General features: G+C 70.6%; 4 protein-coding genes. 2 read left to right on the top strand and 2 right to left on the bottom strand.

What is annotated here, in order from left to right; genetic code table 11:
• Positions 1-82 precede the first annotated feature (82 nt).
• The gene (gene rlmB, locus ACTHNQ_RS21075) at positions 83-1,087 is read left to right on the top strand and encodes a 23S rRNA (guanosine(2251)-2'-O)-methyltransferase RlmB (protein WP_440335869.1); all 1,005 of its coding nucleotides are present in this window, start codon (positions 83-85) and stop codon (positions 1,085-1,087) included.
• Between the two features lie 26 nt (positions 1,088-1,113).
• Positions 1,114-1,758, top strand: coding sequence for an NAD(P)-dependent oxidoreductase (locus ACTHNQ_RS21070; RefSeq protein WP_440335868.1), 645 nt, complete (start codon positions 1,114-1,116; stop codon positions 1,756-1,758).
• A gap of 26 nt (positions 1,759-1,784) precedes the next feature.
• Here the strand turns inward: ACTHNQ_RS21070 and ACTHNQ_RS21065 are convergent, their stop codons facing one another.
• Together ACTHNQ_RS21065 and ACTHNQ_RS21060 are read right to left on the bottom strand one after the other, a co-directional pair.
• Positions 1,785-3,092 carry a DUF4032 domain-containing protein gene (locus tag ACTHNQ_RS21065; RefSeq protein ID WP_440335867.1) on the bottom strand — a complete coding sequence of 436 codons (1,308 nt, stop codon included), beginning with the start codon at positions 3,090-3,092 and terminating at the stop codon, positions 1,785-1,787.
• A gap of 86 nt (positions 3,093-3,178) precedes the next feature.
• Positions 3,179-3,995 (bottom strand): ABC transporter ATP-binding protein (locus tag ACTHNQ_RS21060; RefSeq protein ID WP_440335866.1); only part of this gene is annotated, 817 nt, incomplete at its 5' end.

Raw genomic sequence — 3,995 nt, 5'->3', positions numbered from 1 at the left:
GCCGACCGCATCCGCGACGCGATCGCGGCGGCCGGCATCGCCCTCGAAGATTCAGCAGACGGAACACACTGGAGTTACAGCGATGGCTAAGCCAGCACGCCCCGGCGCGGGCAACAGCAAGAAGAAGGGCGCCCAGAAGGGCACCGGCGGCAACGGCCGCAAGTCCCTCGAAGGACGCGGCCCGACGCCCAAGGCAGAGGACCGCGCCTGGCACGTCGCCGGCAAGCGGAAGGCGGCCGCCGAGCGCTACGCCGCCGCGGGCGGCAAGGGCAAGCCCGGCCAGAAGCCGCAGGGCTCGAACCCGAACCGGTCCGGCAAGTCGAAGGCCGGTGACGACACCGAGACCGTGACCGGCCGCAACTCGGTGCTCGAGGCGCTTCGTGCGAAGATCCCCGCCACCGCGTTCTACATCGCGCAGCGCGTCGAGATGGACGACCGCGTGAAAGAGATGCTGTCGATCGCGAGCCACCGCGGCATCCCGGTGCTCGAGGTCACGCGTCCCGAGCTCGACCGCATGGCCGGCTTCGACGGCGTCCACCAGGGCGTCGCGCTCAAGGTGCCGCCGTACGAGTACGCGCACCCGCAGGACCTGCTGGAGCAGATCATCGACCGCGACGAGCTGCCCCTGCTGATCGCCCTCGACGGTGTCACGGATCCTCGCAACCTCGGCGCCATCATCCGTTCCACCGCCGCCTTCGGAGGCCAGGGCGTGATCGTGCCGCAGCGTCGCTCGGCCGGCGTCAACTCGGCCGCGTGGAAGACCAGCGCCGGCGCCGCCGCGCGCATCCCCGTCGCCGTGGCGCCGAACCTCACGACGACGCTCAAGGAGTTCAAGAAGCAGGGCGTGTTCGTGCTCGGGCTCGACGGCGGCGGCGACGTGTCGCTGCCCGCCCTCCAGCTCGCCGACCGGCCGGTCGTGATCGTCGTCGGCTCCGAGGGCAAGGGCCTCTCGCGCCTGGTCACCGAGACGTGCGACCAGATCGTGTCGATCCCGATCTCTTCGGCCGCCGAGTCGCTCAACGCCGGGATCGCGGCATCCGTCGCGCTCTACCAGGTGTCGTCGCTGCGCAGCGGCGACCTCGCCTGATCCGCACCCACGACGAAAGGCAACACATGGCTCGCATCGCCGTCATCGGAGGCTCCGGCTACGCCGGCCGTCACATCGTCGCCGAGGCGGTGAGCCGCGGGCACAGCGTGCTGTCGATCGCGCGCCGCATCCCGAGCGAGCGCCAGCCGGGCGCCATCTACATCGAGGGGTCGCTCACCGACGTCCCGGCGCTGCTCGCGCAGCTCGAGGGCGTCGACGTGGTCGTCTCGGCGGTGGCCCCGCGCGGCGACATGGCCGGCCTCGTCCGGCCGAACATCGCGAGCCTCGTCTCGGTGCTCCCCGAGGGCGTGCGCCTCGGAGTGGTCGGCGGTGCCGGCGGCAGCCTCGAGACCGAGGGCGGACAGCATCTGCTCGACCTGCCGACGTTCGGCGCCGACTACCTGCCCGAGGCTCTCGAAGGGCTGGGCATCCTCGAAGACCTGCAGGCGCTCTCGCCCGACGCCGCGGACTGGTTCTACATCCACCCCGCCGGCGGCTTCGGCGAGTGGAACCCGGGCGAGCGCACGGGCCAATACCGCACCGGCGGCGACGTGGTCGTCACCGATGCCGAGGGGGAGTCCTACATCTCAGGCCCCGACCTGGCCGTCGCGGTGGTCGACGAGATCGAGCACCCGCAGCATCCCCGGGGCCGCTTCACCGTCGGCTACTGAACCGCGGCTCCTGAATTCGGTGCCGGTCAGACCAGGTCGCGCCAGTCGATGTCGTCTTCGTCGTCGTCGACGACGGGGGTCGACGAGGTGATGACGGGGAGCGACATCGTCTCGGTGTTCGGGCCCATGAGGGTCGCCTCGTCGCGGCGGTGGCGCAGCACATTGTCGATGTAGCTCGACAGCGCCTCGGCCAGCGGCACCGACTTGCCCTTCGCCTGCGACAGGTACCAACGGTGCTCCAGCAGCTGGTGGAACACCTCGGCGGGTTCGAGCTTGGCCCGCAGATCCCACGGGATCGCCTTCACGACCGGCTCGAACACGCGGGTGAGCCACTCGTGGGCGGCCATCTCCTCGTCGTCGCCCAGGCGTGACACGCGCACGCGGAACTCGTCGAGGTCGTTGAGCAGCCGGCGCGCCTGGTTCTCTTCGACGTCGAGGCCGGTCAGCCGCAGCAGACGGCGCTGGTGATGGCCGGCATCCACCACCTTCGGCTGGATCGAGACACGCGTGCCGTCCGCGGTCGTCTGGATCGACATCTCGCCGATGTCGAAGCCGAGGTCGTTCAGGCGCTGCACGCGCTGCGTGAGGCGCCACGCCTCGTCGGCGCGGAACGACTCCTCGTCCGTGAGCGCCGCCCACAGCGAGTGGTACGACGACACGATGCCGTCGGCGATCGCGATCGCGTCGACGCCGCCCTCGAGGCGGCCGCCGGCTTCGAGGTCCATGATCTCGCCCGCGATGTTGGTGCGCGCGACATCGAGGTCGTGCGCGCGCTGGCCCGGGGTCAGCCCGCTCTCGTGCAGCTCACCGGTCTCGGCGTCGACGAGGTACGCCGCGAAGGCGCCGGCATCGCGGCGGAAGAGCGTGTTCGACAGCGACACGTCGCCCCAGAAGAAGCCCACGTTGTGCAGGCGCACCAGCAGCAGCGCCAGCGCGTCCACCAGGCGCGTCGCGGTGTCGGGGCGCAGCACCTGAGTGAACAGCGCGCGATAGGGGAGCGAGAACTTGAGGTGCGCCGTCACCAGGGCGGCCGGGAGCGGGGCGCCGTCGGCATCCGTCCGCCCTGCGATCACCGCCACACGCTCGACGCACGGGACGTCCAGCCGGGCCAGGTTGCCCAGCATGTCGTACTCGCGGCGAGCCATCGACTCGGTCGTCTCTTTGATCGCGACGACCCTCCCCGACAGGTTCGCGAAGCGCACCAGGTGGCGCGAGATGCCCTTCGGAAGGAAGACGATGTGGCTCGACGGCCAGTCGCCGAGCGGGGTCGACCACGGCAGCGTGAGCAGCCCGGGGTCGACACTGCTCGCGGTGATGCTCAACGCGTCGGACAACGCGCCTCCTCGTCGTCAGGTTCGGCGGGAACAGCGCGACGGCGCGGGGGGAATGACTCCCGCCCGCGCCGTCGCGAAGGAACTGCTTACGCCGAAGCGATGGCCTTGTCGGTGAGGCGCTCGCCCGACTCGATGTCGAAGACGTGCACGTGACCGGGGACCGGAGCCAGCGTGACCTTGTCGCCCGCGTTCGGGTGACGACGTCCGTCGACGCGCGCGACGATGTCGGTGCGCTTGCCGTCGACGTCCGCGTGGCCGTACAGGTAGCCGTCCGCGCCGAGCTCCTCGACGAGGTCGACGGTGACCGTGAGGCCCTTGCCGTCCTCGGGGGCGACCTGGATGTCCTCGGGGCGCACACCGATGGTGACGTCCGAGCCGTGCGCCTTGCCGAGCGTGTCGGCCTCGACACCGACGACCTTGTCGCCGAACTGCACGCCGCCCTCGGCGATGCTCGCCGGGAACAGGTTCATGGCGGGCGAGCCGATGAAGCCGGCCACGAACACGTTGTTCGGCTTCTCGTACAGGTCGCGCGGCGTGCCGACCTGCTGGAGGAGGCCGTCCTTGAGGACCGCGATGCGGTCGCCCATGGTGAGGGCCTCGGTCTGGTCGTGGGTGACGTAGACCGTGGTGACGCCGAGGCGGCGCTGCAGCGACGCGATCTGCGTGCGGGTCTGGACGCGGAGCTTCGCGTCGAGGTTCGACAGCGGCTCGTCCATGAGGAACACCTGCGGCTGGCGGACGATCGCGCGGCCCATCGCGACGCGCTGACGCTGACCACCCGAGAGGGCCTTCGGCTTGCGGGTCAGGTACTCCTCGAGGTCGAGGAGCTTGGCGGCCTCGAGGACGCGAGCGGCGCGCTCCTCCTTGCCGACGCCGGCGATCTTCAGGGCGAAGCCCATGTTC

Source organism: Microbacterium sp. (assembly GCF_051953575.1).
Classification (GTDB): domain Bacteria; phylum Actinomycetota; class Actinomycetes; order Actinomycetales; family Microbacteriaceae; genus Microbacterium.
Note: the sequence above shows the minus strand (reverse complement) of the source record. Positions and strands in the feature narration are given on the sequence as shown.

Bases quoted from the DNA above. Each gene is read 5' to 3' on its own strand.
- ACTHNQ_RS21070 (WP_440335868.1), top strand. From the start codon at position 1,114: ATGGCTCGCATCGCCGTCATCGGAGGCTCCGGCTACGCCGGCCGTCAC.
- rlmB (WP_440335869.1), top strand. From the start codon at position 83: ATGGCTAAGCCAGCACGCCCCGGCGCGGGCAACAGCAAGAAGAAGGGC.